This is a genomic window from Fictibacillus enclensis (assembly GCF_030123385.1).
In the GTDB taxonomy this organism is placed as follows: domain Bacteria; phylum Bacillota; class Bacilli; order Bacillales; family Fictibacillaceae; genus Fictibacillus_C; species Fictibacillus_C enclensis.
The window spans coordinates 324,350-341,609 of the sequence record NZ_CP126109.1 but is presented as its reverse complement, the minus strand read 5'-3'; the positions used below and the strand labels follow the sequence as shown (position 1 = coordinate 341,609).

20 protein-coding genes are annotated in these 17,260 nt (G+C 42.0%); 7 read left to right on the top strand and 13 right to left on the bottom strand.

Translation table 11 applies throughout. The features are described 5' to 3' along the window. Nucleotides 1–397 precede the first annotated feature (397 nt). Complete coding sequence (cspC, locus tag QNH15_RS01900) at nucleotides 398–598, top strand: cold shock protein CspC (RefSeq protein WP_283892153.1); 201 nt, start codon at nucleotides 398–400, stop codon at nucleotides 596–598. Between the two features lie 212 nt (nucleotides 599–810). On the opposite strand, the gene QNH15_RS01895 is transcribed toward cspC, so the two are convergent. After that, on the bottom strand, nucleotides 811–1,812 hold the full coding sequence (locus tag QNH15_RS01895; RefSeq protein ID WP_283892152.1) for a nuclease-related domain-containing protein: 1,002 nt from the start codon (nucleotides 1,810–1,812) through the stop codon (nucleotides 811–813). A gap of 205 nt (nucleotides 1,813–2,017) precedes the next feature. Here QNH15_RS01895 and QNH15_RS01890 point away from each other — a divergent pair, with 205 nt between their 5' ends. Further along, nucleotides 2,018–2,170, top strand: coding sequence for a hypothetical protein (locus QNH15_RS01890; protein WP_283892151.1), 153 nt, complete (start codon nucleotides 2,018–2,020; stop codon nucleotides 2,168–2,170). Here QNH15_RS01890 and QNH15_RS01885 read toward each other — a convergent pair. Beyond that, nucleotides 2,148–3,044, bottom strand: coding sequence for an AraC family transcriptional regulator (locus QNH15_RS01885; RefSeq protein ID WP_283892149.1), 897 nt, complete (start codon nucleotides 3,042–3,044; stop codon nucleotides 2,148–2,150). The two genes, QNH15_RS01890 and QNH15_RS01885, sit on opposite strands and share 23 nt — an antisense overlap. 108 nt (nucleotides 3,045–3,152) lie before the next feature. Between QNH15_RS01885 and QNH15_RS01880 the strand changes: the two genes are divergently transcribed. From QNH15_RS01880 to QNH15_RS01870, 3 genes are all read left to right on the top strand, one after another. Beyond that, nucleotides 3,153–4,097, top strand: coding sequence for an EamA family transporter (locus QNH15_RS01880; RefSeq protein WP_283892147.1), 945 nt, complete (start codon nucleotides 3,153–3,155; stop codon nucleotides 4,095–4,097). A gap of 107 nt (nucleotides 4,098–4,204) precedes the next feature. Further along, nucleotides 4,205–4,636 (top strand): SRPBCC domain-containing protein, encoded by a 432-nt coding sequence (locus QNH15_RS01875; RefSeq protein ID WP_283892145.1) that lies wholly within the window; start codon nucleotides 4,205–4,207, stop codon nucleotides 4,634–4,636. A 1-nt stretch (nucleotide 4,637) separates the two neighbouring features. After that, entirely contained in the window at nucleotides 4,638–4,982 is a 345-nt protein-coding gene (locus QNH15_RS01870) for an ArsR/SmtB family transcription factor (RefSeq protein ID WP_283892143.1), read from the top strand. Between the two features lie 87 nt (nucleotides 4,983–5,069). On the opposite strand, the gene QNH15_RS01865 is transcribed toward QNH15_RS01870, so the two are convergent. After that, a complete protein-coding gene (locus QNH15_RS01865) occupies nucleotides 5,070–5,240 on the bottom strand; it encodes an anti-repressor SinI family protein (RefSeq protein WP_283892141.1) in 171 nt (56 codons plus the stop codon). A gap of 336 nt (nucleotides 5,241–5,576) precedes the next feature. Here QNH15_RS01865 and QNH15_RS01860 point away from each other — a divergent pair, with 336 nt between their 5' ends. Continuing rightward, nucleotides 5,577–5,879 (top strand): hypothetical protein, encoded by a 303-nt coding sequence (locus tag QNH15_RS01860; RefSeq protein WP_283892139.1) that lies wholly within the window; start codon nucleotides 5,577–5,579, stop codon nucleotides 5,877–5,879. A gap of 56 nt (nucleotides 5,880–5,935) precedes the next feature. Here QNH15_RS01860 and QNH15_RS01855 read toward each other — a convergent pair whose 3' ends face one another. The 4 genes from QNH15_RS01855 to QNH15_RS01840 form a co-directional block, all read right to left on the bottom strand. After that, on the bottom strand, nucleotides 5,936–6,085 hold the full coding sequence (locus QNH15_RS01855; RefSeq protein ID WP_283892138.1) for an aspartyl-phosphate phosphatase Spo0E family protein: 150 nt from the start codon (nucleotides 6,083–6,085) through the stop codon (nucleotides 5,936–5,938). A 215-nt stretch (nucleotides 6,086–6,300) separates the two neighbouring features. Continuing rightward, complete coding sequence (locus QNH15_RS01850; RefSeq protein ID WP_061975538.1) at nucleotides 6,301–7,008, bottom strand: hypothetical protein; 708 nt, start codon at nucleotides 7,006–7,008, stop codon at nucleotides 6,301–6,303. Between the two features lie 358 nt (nucleotides 7,009–7,366). Then, nucleotides 7,367–8,041 (bottom strand): NAD(P)H-dependent oxidoreductase, encoded by a 675-nt coding sequence (locus QNH15_RS01845; RefSeq protein WP_283892137.1) that lies wholly within the window; start codon nucleotides 8,039–8,041, stop codon nucleotides 7,367–7,369. A 165-nt stretch (nucleotides 8,042–8,206) separates the two neighbouring features. Continuing rightward, nucleotides 8,207–8,596 carry a winged helix-turn-helix transcriptional regulator gene (locus QNH15_RS01840; protein ID WP_283892135.1) on the bottom strand — a complete coding sequence of 130 codons (390 nt, stop codon included), beginning with the start codon at nucleotides 8,594–8,596 and terminating at the stop codon, nucleotides 8,207–8,209. A 209-nt stretch (nucleotides 8,597–8,805) separates the two neighbouring features. Between QNH15_RS01840 and QNH15_RS01835 the strand changes: the two genes are divergently transcribed. Then, the gene (locus QNH15_RS01835) at nucleotides 8,806–9,987 is read left to right on the top strand and encodes a DUF4317 domain-containing protein (protein WP_283892133.1); all 1,182 of its coding nucleotides are present in this window, start codon (nucleotides 8,806–8,808) and stop codon (nucleotides 9,985–9,987) included. A 50-nt stretch (nucleotides 9,988–10,037) separates the two neighbouring features. Here the strand turns inward: QNH15_RS01835 and QNH15_RS01830 are convergent, their stop codons facing one another. From QNH15_RS01830 to iolC, 6 genes are all read right to left on the bottom strand, one after another. Continuing rightward, the gene (locus QNH15_RS01830; protein WP_283892131.1) at nucleotides 10,038–11,027 is read right to left on the bottom strand and encodes an aldo/keto reductase; all 990 of its coding nucleotides are present in this window, start codon (nucleotides 11,025–11,027) and stop codon (nucleotides 10,038–10,040) included. 134 nt (nucleotides 11,028–11,161) lie between these two features. Continuing rightward, entirely contained in the window at nucleotides 11,162–12,196 is a 1,035-nt protein-coding gene (gene iolG, locus QNH15_RS01825) for a bifunctional inositol 2-dehydrogenase/D-chiro-inositol 1-dehydrogenase (protein WP_283892129.1), read from the bottom strand. A 71-nt stretch (nucleotides 12,197–12,267) separates the two neighbouring features. After that, nucleotides 12,268–13,179: a myo-inosose-2 dehydratase gene (iolE, locus tag QNH15_RS01820; protein WP_283892127.1), complete on the bottom strand. Its 912-nt coding sequence runs from the start codon at nucleotides 13,177–13,179 to the stop codon at nucleotides 12,268–12,270. A 58-nt stretch (nucleotides 13,180–13,237) separates the two neighbouring features. Continuing rightward, nucleotides 13,238–14,104 carry a class II fructose-1,6-bisphosphate aldolase gene (fba, locus tag QNH15_RS01815; RefSeq protein ID WP_283892125.1) on the bottom strand — a complete coding sequence of 289 codons (867 nt, stop codon included), beginning with the start codon at nucleotides 14,102–14,104 and terminating at the stop codon, nucleotides 13,238–13,240. Nucleotides 14,105–14,322: 218 nt separating this feature from the next. Continuing rightward, a complete protein-coding gene (gene iolD, locus QNH15_RS01810) occupies nucleotides 14,323–16,233 on the bottom strand; it encodes a 3D-(3,5/4)-trihydroxycyclohexane-1,2-dione acylhydrolase (decyclizing) (RefSeq protein ID WP_283892124.1) in 1,911 nt (636 codons plus the stop codon). 12 nt (nucleotides 16,234–16,245) lie between these two features. Further along, the gene (gene iolC / locus QNH15_RS01805) at nucleotides 16,246–17,244 is read right to left on the bottom strand and encodes a 5-dehydro-2-deoxygluconokinase (RefSeq protein ID WP_283892122.1); all 999 of its coding nucleotides are present in this window, start codon (nucleotides 17,242–17,244) and stop codon (nucleotides 16,246–16,248) included. Between the last annotated feature and the right edge of the window lie 16 nt (nucleotides 17,245–17,260).

Here is a 17,260-nt window from a genome sequence, read left to right as displayed (position 1 = left end):
TATAGCAAAAAGCAGAGCAGCTATTTACCGAGCTTAAATGGTATAATTTGGATAAAAAAAACGAAAGGACCAGTTAGAAAAAGCTGGTTTTACACAGAAAGGAACGCTTTGGTGTGAAGATACAAAAAAGCAAGAGCCCTATTATGAGTTCATAATCTGATCTCATGAACCATATTCAGGCTCAATAACAATTTTTTTAAGCATCTAAATTGTGCTAATAATGGCGTTCTAATAAGAATGCATCACATAAACGGAGTGAAGAATTCAATTATGTTTGCATTACCTTCCGATTTTTGGTATGATGATTGTAGAATTATTTTTGTTCGGTGTAGAAAATTAATACTTTGAGCAGGGATAGTAATATATTTGTGTGGCAACGCACTAGGAGGCAACATACATGGAAACAGGTACAGTTAAATGGTTTAACGCAGAAAAAGGTTTCGGATTCATCGAGCGCGAAGAAGGAGACGATGTATTCGTACATTTCTCTGCTATTCAATCTGATGGCTTCAAATCTTTAGACGAAGGCCAAAAAGTAACATTTGACGTTGAGCAAGGTGCTCGTGGAGCTCAAGCTGCTAACGTTCAAAAAGCATAAATTGCATTTAAACAGGCTCTTGATGATCAAGAGCCTGTTTTTTTATGGATAAATCCAGAACTATATAAAAAGCCCCGCTCCAAATTCCGAGCGGGGCTTTTTACAAGTAATAAATCGTGTAATCTTCACAGGATATTAACAGTATACCATATGATTTTGAAATAGCATTGAAATAATACATAATCCTGTAACATTTTGTTAGGCTTTTTTTATTACGAAATTTCATTTATCCTCAATAGCAGTTCTTTCATAGCCTTTAAATCACTTTTGCTATAGATCGGCTCTTTATTTGCCTGCTGTTCCAAATATCCCTTTAACTCTTCCTGCGAGCTGATAAATGGAGGATTTCTATCCCCTGTATTCGTTACAAAACTGGTTAATTGATTGTTTTGATCCTGCGGATAGCCGAAATACAGAATACCCTGTACCCACAGGCAAGGTAAGTTTTCATGGTTTAAAAAGTGATAGAGGCTCCCTGCCGTCTTTTTCACTTGCTGATCCGGATTTCCATCCCCGTATCGTGTAATCTTTAGGGTGTTCTCTTTTTCAGAAGCAGAGTCAGTATCACTCATCCCTTTTACGACAATGGTTCGTTCATCCGTGTCTTTTATATCTCCAAACAATTTATCCAATATAAAGGAAAACTCCTTGGCCTTTCTTTTGGAAATGCCATGCAGAACATCCCCTGCCCAGTATTTGGTCTCGATCATAAAGATGCCTGTTCTCATTAAAATTAAATGGTCAATTTGATGGGAGTTGAAGCCTTCCACTGTTACATTTGTGGCATGCGGTATAAACACATTTCCCATGATGATCATATCATCGTAATCCAGCATGCCCTTCTCCATAAATTCTTCTTTCACCATGCCGAGAAACGTATGTGTGAGGATTTCCCCTTTATCCCGTTTATACCGGAGCAAATGATTGATATAGTTGTTTTTTTGCAGCAGTTTTTCTTCGAACAATTGCCTTAGGGCTACTTGCTCTTCTGCCGCTTTGGCCAATTCCCTGTTTTTCTCCTGCAGCAGCTTTTCCTCCGTGATCTCTAGAGTAGCTGCCGTCTGAAGCTGCATTTCTTCAATTTCCGTAATTTTTTCTCTTTTTATCTTTTTCAATTGTTTTTGATGAAGAGCCTTTGCATCCTTTTGCCGTTTATAAAGAAAAATGCAAAGCACCGCTAATACAACAACTAAAATGGACAATGTAATTACCATTTTAACAAGCTCCTTATGGATGAATTAAACCGATGCTGATTCAGTTAATGGTTACTTACAATTTTATCTCTGTCAATTTCGAAGTAAATACTCATAAAGGCCTGATTTCCATAGACTTCAAATTTTCATTCCCCAGGACTTGAAGTTGACGTTACGTCATTTTATATACTGGTAGCAATACGAAGATACGTTTGGAGGTTTTTCGATGAAACAGAGTGATCTGATTATGTATGGATGTGTCATTATTGGCGCAGGTAATGGATTAATGATCGACCAAGCTTTTCCCGGAGTGCTGATCGGCCTGGGAGCCGGTTACCTTCTACAGCAGGTGATCTTTAGCAGCTTGGAGTTTTTGTAGCTTTTCTTTTATAAGTTAACGGTGTCATTTTCATAGACTTTCGAAAAGTATCAATGAAATAGCTGGTACTGTTAAATCCAACCTGATAGGCCACTTCAGTCACATTCGACTCCTGCTGCTCCAGGAGAATCAGGCTTTGTTGGATACGATACTCTGTCACGTAATTCATAGGTGATTTCTTTAATATCTTTTTGAAATAACGGCAGCATTCTGAACGGCTCAATTGGCCCGCTTTGGCGATATTGTCCAGCTTCACCTTCTCTCCATAATGTTCATGAATCCAGTTCAGCATTCTTTTCATCCTCTGACTTTTTACCACTTCCGTTTGTTCATGTTCCAGGTGAAATCCATTGAGTATTAAGTTTTGCCAGAGGGAAATCAGTTGCGTTGTAATCGTGATTTGATAAAACGAGGGTTTTTGTTGAATTAATTGGTGGATCTGTGTGATGGCCTCTAAACTATTCTTCGCCCATGTTTCATGGTGATCCAAGTAGATGCAGGGTAAATTCGTTGCTTGTACATAGGGATAGACATAAGTCGTATACAATTCTTGTGATAACACAAAATGAGGAGAAACGTTTAGACAAATATACACACTGCCAGGTTGATTTACTTCCTCCGCCTTGTGCAGGCACCCGCTATTAATAAATAATCCGTCGCCTTCTTTAACCAACCTTTTTTCTTCATTTACCTGAAAGACGGCTTCCCCTTTTACCATCAAAACAAACTGAATTTCATCATGCCAGTGAAGCGGAATATAGCCATGGATATTTTGGTTAATCGTGGTTTTGTAGCACGCAATGGGCAGAACAACTGTCCGATGAGGAGTTAATTCTTTTAAGTTTTGGTCAATCTTAAAATTTTTGATCTGCATAAATGCCACCTCAATATCCTTATATTTTTCCGTTCAATCTGCGTATTATTAAGCTCAATTTCCAGTTATTATAGCACTATTATAATAGTTGAAGGTGGAGAATCAATCATGAATGCACCCACAAGAAAAACAGGATTACTCCTCGTGATCACCGGCGCGATATTTTGGGGAATCGGCGGCACAGTGGCAAAAAAACTGTTTCAACAAGGAATTGTTGTAAACTGGCTGGTAACAACCCGATTACTTCTATCCGGTTTTTTGCTATTAATGATTCAATATGTTGGAAAGGACCGTTCACAAATTTTGAGCGTTTGGAAAAACAAAAAGACTGCCCTTTCCTTACTTGTCTTTGGGCTGCTCGGTATGTTGGCGGTTCAATATACATACATGGCTTCCATCCAATATGGAAATGCGGCGGTCGCCACTCTGCTGCAATACTTGGCACCGGTCATGATTATTATTTTTTTACTTCTTCGTAAACAAACAATTTTCACAAGAAAAGATATGGTTACCGTTTCACTGGCGTTGGTTGGGTGCTTTTTCTTATTAACCAATGGCTCGATGTCGCAACTTTCCGTGCCGCTACCAGCCATCGTCTGGGGTATTTTATCCGGAGTATCGCTGGCCTTTTATACGTTATATGCTGTCCCCTTGCTGAAGCAATATGATTCACTCGTGATCGTTGGCTGGGCCATGATTATTGGCGGCCTTACATTAAGTTTCATCCACCCGCCCTGGCAAATGGAGATAGACTCCTTCACTTTTGAAACCTTTTTAAATTTGGTTTTCGTGATTATCTTCGGAACGATGATTGCCTTTTGGTTTTACATTGAAAGTCTGCAAAGCCTTTCTCCCAAGGAATCCAGTCTGCTGGGGAGCATTGAACCGCTAGCGGCTGTTCTCACAACGGTCTTTTGGCTAAAAGAACCCTTTGGATTTTTCCAATGGATGGGCACGGCTTGTATTATCGGCATGATTTTCCTGTTGGCAGTGGGTAAACATTCCTCTACAAAGGTAGATCAGAACGAAAGTCCCTTAGAGTCAGTTAACTGATCTAAGGGGTTATTTATTCGGCTAACGAGCAACCTACAGGTTGCACTTCAAAAAAATATGTGCTACCATACAGTTGCACGAAACATTATCCTCTAGGAGGTCCCAAAATGGCAAACGACCGAATTGAACGAAATATTTTCATAAACGCCTCGATCCAAACCGTCTGGGAAATTGTTAACGAACCTGCATGGTGGGTTGGTGACGCACCAGGTCCCGACAAGGTGCAGGTAGATGGATCACGTGTGGTGGCTGATACCAAGTACGGGAAGTTTCCAGTAATCATAGAACAAGTGGATCCGCCAAATTATCTCGCCTGCCGATGGGCAAGTTCATTTCCAGGCAAAGAACCTCAGGAAGGAAATTCAACCTTAGTTGAGTTCATGTTGACTGAAAAGGATAGCGGAACCATGCTAAGTGTCATTGAAAGTGGCTTTTCCAGCCTTAACGTGGCTCAGGAAGAACAGCGTAAATTCTTTGATGGAAATGTTGAAGGATGGGTATATCAGCTGGAAGTTTTGCGAAAACGTGCGGAGCAATAAGATGCTGTCTACAGATGAGCATTTCGAAATTGTGTTGAATGCCATGGCAGATCCAACCCGCAGGGAACTGCTTAACCTCATTGCGGAAAGGGGCCAGGCCACCGCCACAATATTGTCGTCTACAGTAACCGTCTCCCGACAAGCGGTAGTCAAACACTTGAACGTTCTTAATAAAGCCGGACTTGTAGCCGGTGACCGCATGGGTAGGGAAATGCGTTATAGCGTATGCCCCAGTCAACTATCCGATACGGCAGAGTGGATGGCAAATCTAGCCGCAAATTGGGATAACAAACTCCATTGGGTTAAGCGAGTAGCAGAAGCAAAGGACAACAAAAAAAATCTATAAGTAACCGTCGCTTGATTTGATTTCACAAAAAAAGACCCTTTTTGGGTCTTCTTTACATTGCTTTTCAATTTTCTTATTTCTTCACGTTCACTTCCCCAAAGGTTTTCCTTTTAAAGCTCTTTTCCTATCCAAAAACTGACTAAATTGTTCTTTGGTTACTTCTGATCTCATAGCTTCCACTACAAGCTGCTGCCATTCAAGATCAGATAAATCCCTTTCCATCATGGCTCTTGATAAATCAATAATCTTGTTGTCCATAACTCCACCCCTAACCCGATTACAAATATACGGAATGTTACCCTTTACTTATCGACTTCTAAACTTAATGTTTTTATATGATAAATGTTGTGTTTTTAGCTATTTATGCTCTTTCTAATTGATCTAATAAAATCAAACAAGCGGCCATTTTCCTATTTAAAACTCATATACGCGAAATAGTCAATTGAAAAAAAAGATATAATTCTGTAAAATAGACAAAGTTTGGTTCTTTAGGTATATAAAACATTTATGTAAATTGTATCCTTTTTATCAGTTTTATATGAATACATAAAAGGTAGTATTTCATATACACGAACATCTTGGAGGGGACCTGCATTGATCATTGAGACAGAAAAATATTACATTCCTAATAAACGACGAGTTATATTATTACCAATCGCGTGGCGAGAGGAATTTAATATCGATGTAGAAGATCATGTGTTAATTGGATTAAATGAGAACGAAATTATTATTAGTCCTGATTCAGTCTTGGAAACAGAGTTTGCTAAGCCTGCAAAGGTGTATAAAAAAGGTGAATTAACCATTCCTAAATCGATTGATGAACAGCTGGAACCAAAACCGCATCAGTTATTGGTAGATCCTGTGAATAAATGTTTTTACTTATCCCCTGTCAACTAGGCATCTTATTATGCCTTCTCAAAAAAAATAAGCCACCCCTGAGGAGGCAGACATCATTAACGCGTTTGATACATAAAAATCAATTTATCTAATTCCTGGCTTTTTTCAACTAACTCATTGCTTGAATAAACTTCACTTTTTTTAGCAATCAAGTATAGCGATTGACGCACGGTTTTTATTTCTTTTTTCAAGTCTTCTTTAGTCAATTTCTTCTACTCTCCCATAAACGTTAAGATTTAAGGATAATATAATGGTACTGTTAAAAATTACAAATATCAACTATTATTTCCTAGATGTGAAAAAGCTTCTCGTAATGAGAAGCATAAATTTCTCTGTTCTCCTCGAAAGGAGTCTATATGTGCCGACATTTACTCACAATTTGTAGATATTTCTCGGGAAATAGGTAATATGCCTAGAACCCTTACTTTCCGAATAGAGAAAACAGCTTCCCCCATTTTCCTTTACGCTGTTGCAGCGCTTCTTCCAACCGTTGATTAAAATCGGTTTGGGAATTCCATTCTCTTTTTTGTTCGTCCCTCATTGATTGTATCTCTTGTTTTAATTGTTCAGTTTTTTGTTTTTCCTGCTGCAGCAATGATTCATAATGATTCGTTTGCTGTTCGGTTAATTTTTGGATTTTAGCGTTCGTTTTTTGTGCTGCATTTCCAATAGTGGAACTGATAATATGGTGGTCCTGCTGGAGTCGGGAAATGGTTGTTTTGAGCTGGGACATATCGTTGGTCAGTTGAACATTCATTTCACGGGTGGCTGCGAGTTCCTTGAATACAATCATTAAGGCTTCTTTTAGTTGATTGGGATCGTGGGGTAATGTTTCATATGTATCGCTTATTGCAAGTTCAGTTTGATTGGATTCTTTTAATCTTTCTTTCTGCAACTCCACAAGCTCTTTGGCTGTATCGTCCAGGGAGTTGGGCGTATCGCGCAGCGCTACAAGCGCTTCGATATCAGATTGAACAAAGATTCGGCGTTCGCCGTCCTTTAGAAACTCGTATCCGTTCCTCTCCAGGACTTGTCCATACTTTCGCACAGTGGGAGTCGCTATCCCCACTGTTTCCGCGACTTCCTTGGAGGAGAAAGCACGTTCATTCGGTTGTATATCGCGTCGCATATCGGGCCTCCTTTTCTATTTGAAATGTCGGTTATTATGTAAGTTTGCTTATCGCTTGTTATATCGCCCAGCGATACGCAAAACTGAAGCACTTTTTTAAAAAGACATCTACCTATTCAATTATATCATTTCGTTAAATAAAATGTTTTTTTGACGAGTAATTATATCGCCTGGCGATACAAAAACAACTAAGTAAAAGAAAAAGGGGCTATCCAAAAAGTCTGGAAACGGTTGATTTTCGTTCCAGGCCGCTCGCCTTCCACTACAATCAACTTTCCTGGAAGCTTTTTACGCAAAAAGGAGCTGCCTAAAGGTCAATTTTTGACTTTCAGGACAGCTCCTTTCAAAAGATATCGGATTAATAGATCCATTTAGTAACCGACTCGGCACTCTGCCTGATCTTAGCACGATTAGGTTCTTGGGCACGGTAGCCAAATGCCGCCATGACTGATACACCAAATGCACCATCTTCCAGCAAGCCTTCGTTCTCAAGAATTTTGGTCACCTTTTCTAGATTAAACCCTTCTATTGGACAAGAATCGATGCCAATTTGAGCAGCAGATGTCATCATATTTCCAAGGGCAATGTAGGTTTGTTTACTCGCCCAGTCAAATAGCGCCCGCTCACTTTCAAACAAATTTAAATCATTTTCCTGAAAACTTCTATATGCCTCGTTCATTTGTGCAAGGGTCTCTTCTGGTATTTCCTTCACATCTCTAAGCAGTTGCTGGACATACGCTGAATCATACCGTGCGTTTTTTCGTGCTAGAAGAATGACGAAGTGGCTTGCCGTTGGCAGCTGTCCTTGCGCTCCAAAACTGACCGCTCTGATTTTCTCACGGAGCTCTTGATTTTGAACCACCAGGAACTTCCACGGCTCATAACCTACTGAACTTGGAGATAGTCTGCCTGTTTCTAAAATAAATTGAAAATCTTCCTCTGAAATTTTCTTCGTTGGATCAAACGCTTTGGTGGCATGTCGAAATTGAAATGCCTCTATGATTTCTTTCTTTTTTTCCTGTACAGCGATCATATCGATCCACCCTTTCCTTTCAATAATTCCCTCTATAAGTGACAATATTAATTCATAAATACACTCCAAACAAGTACGCACATTTTTGTGATATAGAACCCTTTTTTATACCTACTTCTCCACCAAAAAATCCCCGCACGGTTGGCAGGGAGTTCATGCTTGCGTTTATTTATTTGTACTTTCTTCAGCAGTCTGGTGCTTGTTCTTTTTAGAAACACTTCTGACTTCATCCTGATAACGCTCTCCCCAATCACGTAAAGCAAAGATAATTGGATTTAAGGTTAATCCGAACTCCGTCAGTGAATACTCCACTTTTGGCGGAATCTGTTCATAAAATTCCCGATGGACGACGCCATGCTTCTCCAGTTCACGAAGCTGAAGCGTGAGCATCCGTGTTGTAATTTTGGGGACCAGTCGCCGCAGTTCGTTAAAGCGTTTCGGTCCTGAGGTTAAATAATAGAGAATAACCCCTTTCCATCGTCCTCCGATGATTTCCAATGTATTGGTTACAGGACAACCGGCATTGGTCGAGTAGTCCCTATTGTTATCTTCCATTCTTTCATCACCGCACTTATTATAGTAATAATAGTTATTCATCCTATCGTATCACAAAATAATCAGTCACCATCGGGAGAAAATCCCCTCCACACTTTCCTTCGTCTGTAGCAATTTATGTTAAAATTAATGCTGATTCGAACGCAAGGGAGACAGCCCTGTCTGCCTTCCAATTGAAAATCAGGGCAGCTTAGGAGTGTTTTTTATTTATGAACAAAAAAGATATTGCTCAGATTCGGAAACAATTTAAAAAAGATAATCATTCTCTCAAGATCTCCAACATTTTTAATGTTTATATTATGAAGGAAACAAGTGAAATTTATCATCATCAGAATCAGCCGTTTGAAATGCTGGATCCGGACCAGCAAGAGCTGTTTTTAATTAACTTCAAGAAATTACTCGGCGGCAACCTTGATGAGAAGCTCTTTGAACTAAAATTTCAGCGGAATGCCGAAAACAGCAGTCAGCTCATCTTGCATCAAGGCTTGCTCAGCAGTGAGGTGGAAGACTGGAAAGAGCGCATGCTGCAAATCGTAGGCAAAATGCTGTTAAACCGGCAATATGAGAAAGATATTGTTATTACGTTTATTCGCGGAGAATACTTCAAGCCAAGCAAACGCCGTGGGGCTGATGCGGAGGAGAGTGCAAACGATACAGTTTACTCCCATCCCTTTATTCTTTGCAGTATCAATAACACTCAGGAACCAAAAAAAGAACTGCTTTTTGACTATGTAGAAAAAGAGTTCAAGTACAACTTCGTGCTGGATCCCGTTATCAATCTCAACGCACCAATGGGTGGATTCCTATTCCCTTGCTTTACCGACAATGCAGCAGATGTGAACCATATTCTGTATTCGTCAGGGAAAGTACATGAACCAGATTATTCTTTCATAGAGGACGTATTAAACGGGGAAGAAACGATGACGGCAAAGGATGACAAAGCCGTTTTTGAAGAAATCATCAAACATGTAACCAGTGATCAATTGAATACCTCCACCCTCTCCAATGTGTACGAGGAAATTCACCGAATGATTGAAGAAAATGAAGAAGAAGAACAGCCAAAATTGGACACGAAGGATGTAGAGCGGGTTCTCACAATGAGCGGCCTGGAAGACGTTAGCTCGGAAAAAGTAGAATCAGCCTTTAAGAACATAATTGATGATCAAAACTATGAAATTAAAGCAAGCAACGTTGTTCCGAAGTATAATTCAAAATCCATTAAAATTAACACAAAAGTCGCCAACATTTCAATTAGCCCGCAGGATCTAAGGTACGTCAAACAAGTCCATCTCAGTGGCAAACGTTATCTCATGATTGAAGTAGAAGAGGATACCGTCGTCGAAGGCTTTACAATGATCCCAGAAGCCTTTGGTGAAAAAGTGGAAGAATAACGGAAAAAGCTTCTCCTTCTTCATTGGGAGAAGCTTTTTTAATAGATTAATTAGACCTTTTGATCAATCGGCAGCGGGGCACGTGGAGAAACAAGATTTTGGTCCCTTAACTCGTCCCAAAAGTCAGAAGGAATGTCTTCCTTGGATGCCGCTACATCCTCCTTTATATGCTTTGGCCGGGTGGACCCTGGAATAACAGCGGCTACTGCAGGATGAGCCATGGAAAATTGCAGGGCAGCCGCTTTTACGCTTACCCCATGCTTTTCGGCGATCTGTTTGATCCGGTTGGCTTTTGAAGCGATTTCTTCCGGAATATCTCCATAATCGAAATGACTTCCTCCAACCAATACGCCTGAGTTAAACGGCGCGCCAACGACAATTTTCATATCTTTCTCGAGAGCCCGTGGCATGAGCTTAAGCAATGCGTGATCATGGTTTAAAAGCGTATAATGAGTTGCTTGCAGGCTGATATCCGGATGAGCTTCTTCCAGCTCCATGGCCAGTTCGATCGGTTCTGTCCGGTTGACTCCCAGCCCCCACTTCTTAATGACTCCTTCTTCACGAAGCCGGGACAGTACACGAAATGCCCCTTTTCGCGCAATCTCAAACTGTGTGACCCAATCATCACCGTGATAGTCGGGTGAAACATCATGCACATACACAAAGTCCAGACGATCCGTCTTTAATCGTTCTAGACTTTGCTCGACCGATCTCTTAATGGCATCTTCACTGTAATCGGTCGTGACTTTATTTTTGCGGCCAAATTGAAACATGCCTTCTTTTTCTTCCGTTTCATCTTCAATCACCCTGCCCACCTTCGTTGACAGGAAATAGTCATCACGATTGTGTTGGGATAAAAATTCCCCCACTCGCAATTCAGATAATCCGGCTCCATACAACGGAGCGGTATCAAAATAACGGATTCCCAAGTCCCATGCCGTTTCGAGCGTTTGTCTCGCTTCGTCCTCCGGAACGTCCCTGAACATATTTCCAAGCGGCGCTGTTCCAATTCCAAGTTTTCCTTTGATCAAGCTCATCAATATTGCCTCCTGTCCATCTATCTTTTTCAGCACTATTTATTTCCATTCCTTTTCTTTCAGCACTTAAAACACAAAAAGCCGCGCAATTCAGTCGTGGCGGCTTTCATTACTTTAGTTCCTGATTAGAATGTTCTTTAATTGTTTTGCAAAATTTCCTCGCTATAAAAAGCTGGGCGTTCCTGAAGACGAATTGGTTCTTTTTCTCCTGTTTGCTGGGCTTTCACACAGGCATCAGAGGTTACCGCCGCAATATAGCCATCCCATGACGTTGGTCCCTGAGGCTCACCAGACTTGGCGATGGAATCGATAAAGTCCTGTATCTCCACATTGTAAGCATCCATAAAGCGGTATTTCCAATCATTTAATATGTTGGTGCTTAGCTGCTCACTTTTTCGCATGACAACACTTGGAAACTCCGGTAGCTTTGCAATTCCGTCTTCACCCACAACTTCACACTGGATGTCATAGCCGTATTTACAATTCACGAACACTTCGACATTCATGACGATTCCATTATTTGTTTCAATAGTAAATAATTGCGGGTCCCGCAGCTTTTCATGTGCATTTTTGGTTTTACGCGGAAATGTTACTTGAACCGTTTTATAATCATCATTTACCAACCAGTGAAGCACATCGATTTCGTGAATCAATGTATCTTGTACAGCCGTTTCTGTAACGTAATTTTCACCTGCTGCCTGATTGCGATGTGCTGCGTGAATCATTAATGGCTCACCGATTTCATTATTTTCAATGACTTGTTTCAATTGAATATATCCGCTATCATACCGTCGCATGAAGCCCACTTGAACGAGTTTTTTTCCTTGTTTCATTTCTGCTTTCACAATCCGCATACAGCCGGCAGCAGTCGTAGCCAGCGGTTTTTCGCAAAACACATATTTACCAGCCTCTACAGCTGCTACCACAGTTGCTTCATGGGCAGGACCCCAACTGGTAACAAGCACAGCATCCACATTCTCATCCGCAATCAGTGCCTGATCATCAGGATAGATGACAGCATCCAGTTGATAAGTTTCTACCGTTTGTTTAGCAGATTCTTGATTCACATCAGTTACCGCAACAATCTTTCCACCGGATAGTCTATTGGTAATTCGATTAATGTGCTCTCTGCCAATAGCCCCTGTTCCTACTACACCAAATCTTAATCTCACGTGAAATCTACCTCCCTTTTGTAGGTTTAATCCTATTGTAAGAATAGTAAAAATTTAATATGTAGACTTTTTTACGGCTCAATTAATAACATATTTAAAGGAAGCAACTCTTTATCTATATACTTACGGGCTTTTAACGCATATTCCAACGGATGTGCGATTGAGGGATCCTGCTCTGCTTCAATAACAATCCATCCCGAATAATCGGACTCAAGCAGCTTGTTATATACTTTTGTAAAATCAATGCAACCATCACCTGGCACGGTAAACATTCCTGCTAAAAAGGATTGTAAGAATGACCTTCCAACTTGATGGCATTGATCTCTAACCGTTTGCCGGACATCTTTAAAATGAACATGTTTAATACGATCCATATGTTTATTCAACAGCAACATATAATCTCCTTCAGATACGTAGATATGGCCTGTATCATAAAGCAAATGCACATAATTGGAATCCGTGTTTTCCATTAACCTATTCACTTCAGCTAGGGTTTGGACACCGGTCCCCATATGATGGTGAAACACCAGTTTCAAATCATATTGCTCTGCAATTTTACCCAGTTCATTGAGCCCCTGACATAACTGATTCCATTCTTTATCTGTAAAGCTGGGTTTCTCAGTAAAAACATTTTTCCCTGTACCCTGGATGCCGTACGTTTGCTCGGATACAATCGCAACAGTTGCATGAACTTCCTTTAGATATTCACAATGTTTATGGAAAGCCTTTGAAACTTCCTCCACCCCATCACGAACGATATAACTGCTGAACCACTGCCCAGCGATTCTTAGATTACGAAGCTGAAGTTCCTTGTTCAACACGTGAGCTTCCGGGAAAAAACCGCCCACTTCGGTTCCCTCAAAACCCGCCACTACGATATCGCTAAGCAAATGAGACAATGTGTTTTCTGCACCAATTTCAGGAATGTCATCATTCCGCCAGCCAATAGGAGCGATTCCCCATGAGATAATTTGGTTTCCCATAGCAATGCCTTCTTTCTGCTTAGAATGTGTTTTATATCGATTGAACAAAGTAAGTAATTTATACTTTCTGGTCTGACTTAAATTCCCTGATCTTGGTCTTTACCGTTTCTTTCACGGCTTCTTTCCCCGGTGTAAGGATGGCCTTGGCATCATAGAGTTCTTTATCATTATCAAGTACCTGACGAACGGCCTTTGTCCATGCTTGGAGACATTCTGTGTTCACATTGATTTTAGCGTGGCCCAAATCAATGGCTTTATGGATTTGATGCAATGGGATGCCTGAACCGCCATGCAAGACAAGCGGAACATTGGTCAGCTCTGATATCTCAAGCATTTCGTCAAATCCCAGTTTTGGCTCTCCCTGGTAAGGACCGTGAACAGAACCAAGCGCCGCTGCCAGCGCATCAACGCCTGTTTCCTGAACCAGCCTTAAGCATTCCTGCGGCTCGGCATAGTTGATGCCGCCGATCAGTCCATCTTCGTTACCGCCCACAGTACCGACTTCCGCTTCCACGGAAACGCCATACTTGCGGGCATAATCGGTAACCTGCTTCGTCATCTCGATGTTTTCCTCGATCGGAAAATGCGAACCATCGATCATCACGGATGTGTATCCGGCATCAATGGCTTCTTTACACCGTTCCACACTTTTTCCGTGGTCCAGATGCAGCGCAACCGGTACAGAAATGTTCTTTTCCTCTACAATTCTATTAATCATGGTGGCTATGGTTTTGAATCCACCCAAATAATCGACGAGTCTGTCAGACGAGGCTACGATAATAGGGGACTGTTCTTCTTCCGCCGCTTCGAGCATCGCTTCCGCCCATTGAAAGCTGTTGATGTTGAATTGTCCCACTGCGTAGTGTTCTTTTTTCGCTGTCTCCAGCATTTCTTTCATAGGAACCAATCGTGTTGTTGTAATCATGTTATTCCACCCCTTTCTTTGGATTGTTTTAGGATGAAGCTTTGTTGATTTTGGAAGAGTTTGGTTTTCGTTCCAGATTGCTCACTTTCCGCAGGGCGGGCGGTGAGCCTGTGACCGGCGTTAACGCCTACCTAGTCTCACCTGTCCCGCATTTCCTGCAGGAGTCTCGCATCTTACACTACAACCAACTTTTCAATGAAGAATCCGAAACTTAATTATTAATACTGCTTAGCAAGCTCCAATTTTTGCTTTCGAGCGTCAAATGCTTTCTGGATGCTGTCTTTGTGGGAGACTTCGGCTACGCCGACGTTCCACCAGCTTTCGTAGCCGTCGGTCATGGTTTTTGGCAATACTTTGATGTCAATCAAGGTTGATACGTTTTGTTGCTTTGCATCTTCCAACGCAGCTTTCAGGCCTTCTACTGTGTTCACGCTGTATGTCTTTGCGCCGTAACCCTCGGCTACTTTTGCATAATCAATATTTAAAATCTCATTATTATGTGTTCTAAATTCAGTATAAAAACTGTCGCTTCCGTTTTCCATTTGCAGGTTATTAATGCAGCCCCATCCGGAGTTATCAAACAGAACAATGTTCACCTTTTGGTGGTATTGAATGGCGGTAATGAATTCTGAGTGCATCAGCAGGAAGCTTCCGTCACCCACCAGGGAATAGACTTCCTGATTTGGAGAGGCCAATTTCGCTCCGAGCGCTCCGGATACTTCATATCCCATGCAGGAATAGCCGTATTCCACGTTATACGTATTTTCTACGGTCGGATTCCAAATCCGCTGTACATCCCCGGGAAGTGATCCGGCTGACGTAATGATCACACTGTCTGGTGCAACCGTATCATTAACGGTCAATAATGCTGTTGTTTGGGCAAGCTCTGTATTCAGGGCATCCGCATATTCATTGAATACATCCTGAGAGAAGTTGTTTTTCACTTCCGGCTCGAAATTTTCACGGGTGAAGGTAACTTCGCTCAGCCGTTTTCGCTCGGTCAGCCATTCCTCTTTCAGCTCGGCGATTTCCCTGCCAAACTCCGTTTCATAGCCTTCCAATAAAGGCGCCAATTGTTCAAGGGTCAATTTTGCATCGGCTACTACCTGGAACGCATCCAGTTTATACGCCTGCAGGCGGCTGACGTTGATGTTCAAAAACTTGCTCTTTTCAAAATCGAATGCCGTTTTTGAAGATGTGGCGAAATCGGTATATCTTGTACCGATCCCGATAATCAAATCGGATTCGCGCGCGGCTTTATTGGCCGCGAGTGTACCTGTAATTCCCATTCCACCGAGATTATTTCTAAAGTCGGACTCCACCGTTGCCTTACCTGCTTGCGTTTCTACGAGCGGGATATTGTGTTTTTCAGAAAGCTCGACCAGAATATTTTTGGCTTGTGAATATTTCGCTCCCCCGCCCACGAGAATGACAGGCTTTTTGCTGTTTTTGATCAGCTGTGCTGCTCCTTGAAGCTCACGGTCAACCGGTGCCTTGCGATCCACATAGTGAACGCGCTTTTCAAAGAATTTCTCGTCATAATCATACGCTTCGCCTTCCACATCCTGCGCAATACAAATCGTTGCAGGACCGGATTTCCCAGGATCGGTCATCACTTCAAAGGCACGAAGCAGGCTGGACATTAGCTGTTCCGGCCGGGTAATACGGTCCCAGTATCTTGAAACCGGCTTTAAGGCATCGTTCGTGGTCACTGCCGCACTGTATTCCTGTTCCACCTGCTGCAATACCGGATCCGGCTGACGGGTCGCAAACGTATCGGCCGGCAAAAGCAACACAGGAATATTGTTGGCAAGCGCTGTTGCGGCAGCTGTTGCCAAGTTTGCGGAACCAGGTCCAACCGAAGTTGTCACCGCATAGATTTTTTGGCGAAGCATCTGTTTGCTGTAAGCCATGGCGGCAAGAGCCATGCCCTGCTCATTTTTTCCTTGAATGACCTTCAGGTGCCCAGGGTCCTGTTCAAGTGCCTGGCCGATCCCGAGCACGTTTCCATGCCCGAATATCGCAAATACACCTTCCATGAAGGGAAATTCCTCTCCATCAATATGGATATATTGCTGGTTTAAAAATTTAATTAACGCTTGAGCGGTTGTTAATCTCACTTTCCCCATGTCATCAAACCCCTAACGTAATTGATCTGCTGTTTCTGTTCGTTCTGCAATCAACTGTTCGATTTCAGCAACGGTTGGCATCGCTTCTGAAGAACTGTGCTTGCTCACTACAATCGCTGCCGAGGCACTGCCGTATTTTAGTGCAGCTTCAATACCCTTGCCTGAGATCAGTGCATATAAGAAGGCTGAGGCATAAGAATCGCCTGCTCCAAATGTTTTCAATACTTTCGTTAAATACGCCTGCCCTCTGAAGGTTTCACCATTTTTGGTGTAAGCGTAGGATCCTTCCACACCATGCTTGATCACAACCAGTTCCGGAGAATAATTAAACAATTGTTTAATGGTGGCTTCGTTATTGCCTTCCGTCACGTTTTCCATGACATCAAATTCATCTCGTGTACCTACAACCACATCGGATTGTTGGGCAACCAGTGTATAGTAAACGGATGTTTCTTCAAGAGACTGCCATGTGTATCCACGATAATCCAGTTCAAAAATAACTTTTACATCATTTTTCCTAGCCAATTGAACCGCTTTCAAAACGGCTTCACGAGAAGGGCTTTTCGCAAGGGCGGTCCCGGAAACCAAGAGCACTTTTGCCTTTTTAATATAGTCTTCGGATACCTCTGATGGCTCCAGGTAAAGGTCCGCTACATCATCACGATACATAAGAATGCTGCATTCTTCCGGACTCTTAATCTCTGTAAAAGCCAGCCCTGTTTTATGGCCTTCCTCATCCACCACCATGTTGGAGGTGTCAACGCCAAGACTGCGCATATATTGTTCAATAAAACGGCCATGCTGATCGTCCGCAAGCTTGCCGATAAATCCGGCCTTTAGTCCAAGCTTGGAAGATCCGATCGCAATGTTTGCCGGTGATCCCCCAACGTACTTCTTGAATGTCATCGTTTCTTCCATTGGCCGGTTGTACTCCACTGCGTTCAAATCGATGCAGGCACGGCCAATCGCAATAAGATCAAATTCCCGATCCGGATTAAATTGAATATTCATCTCTGCCACAGCTCCT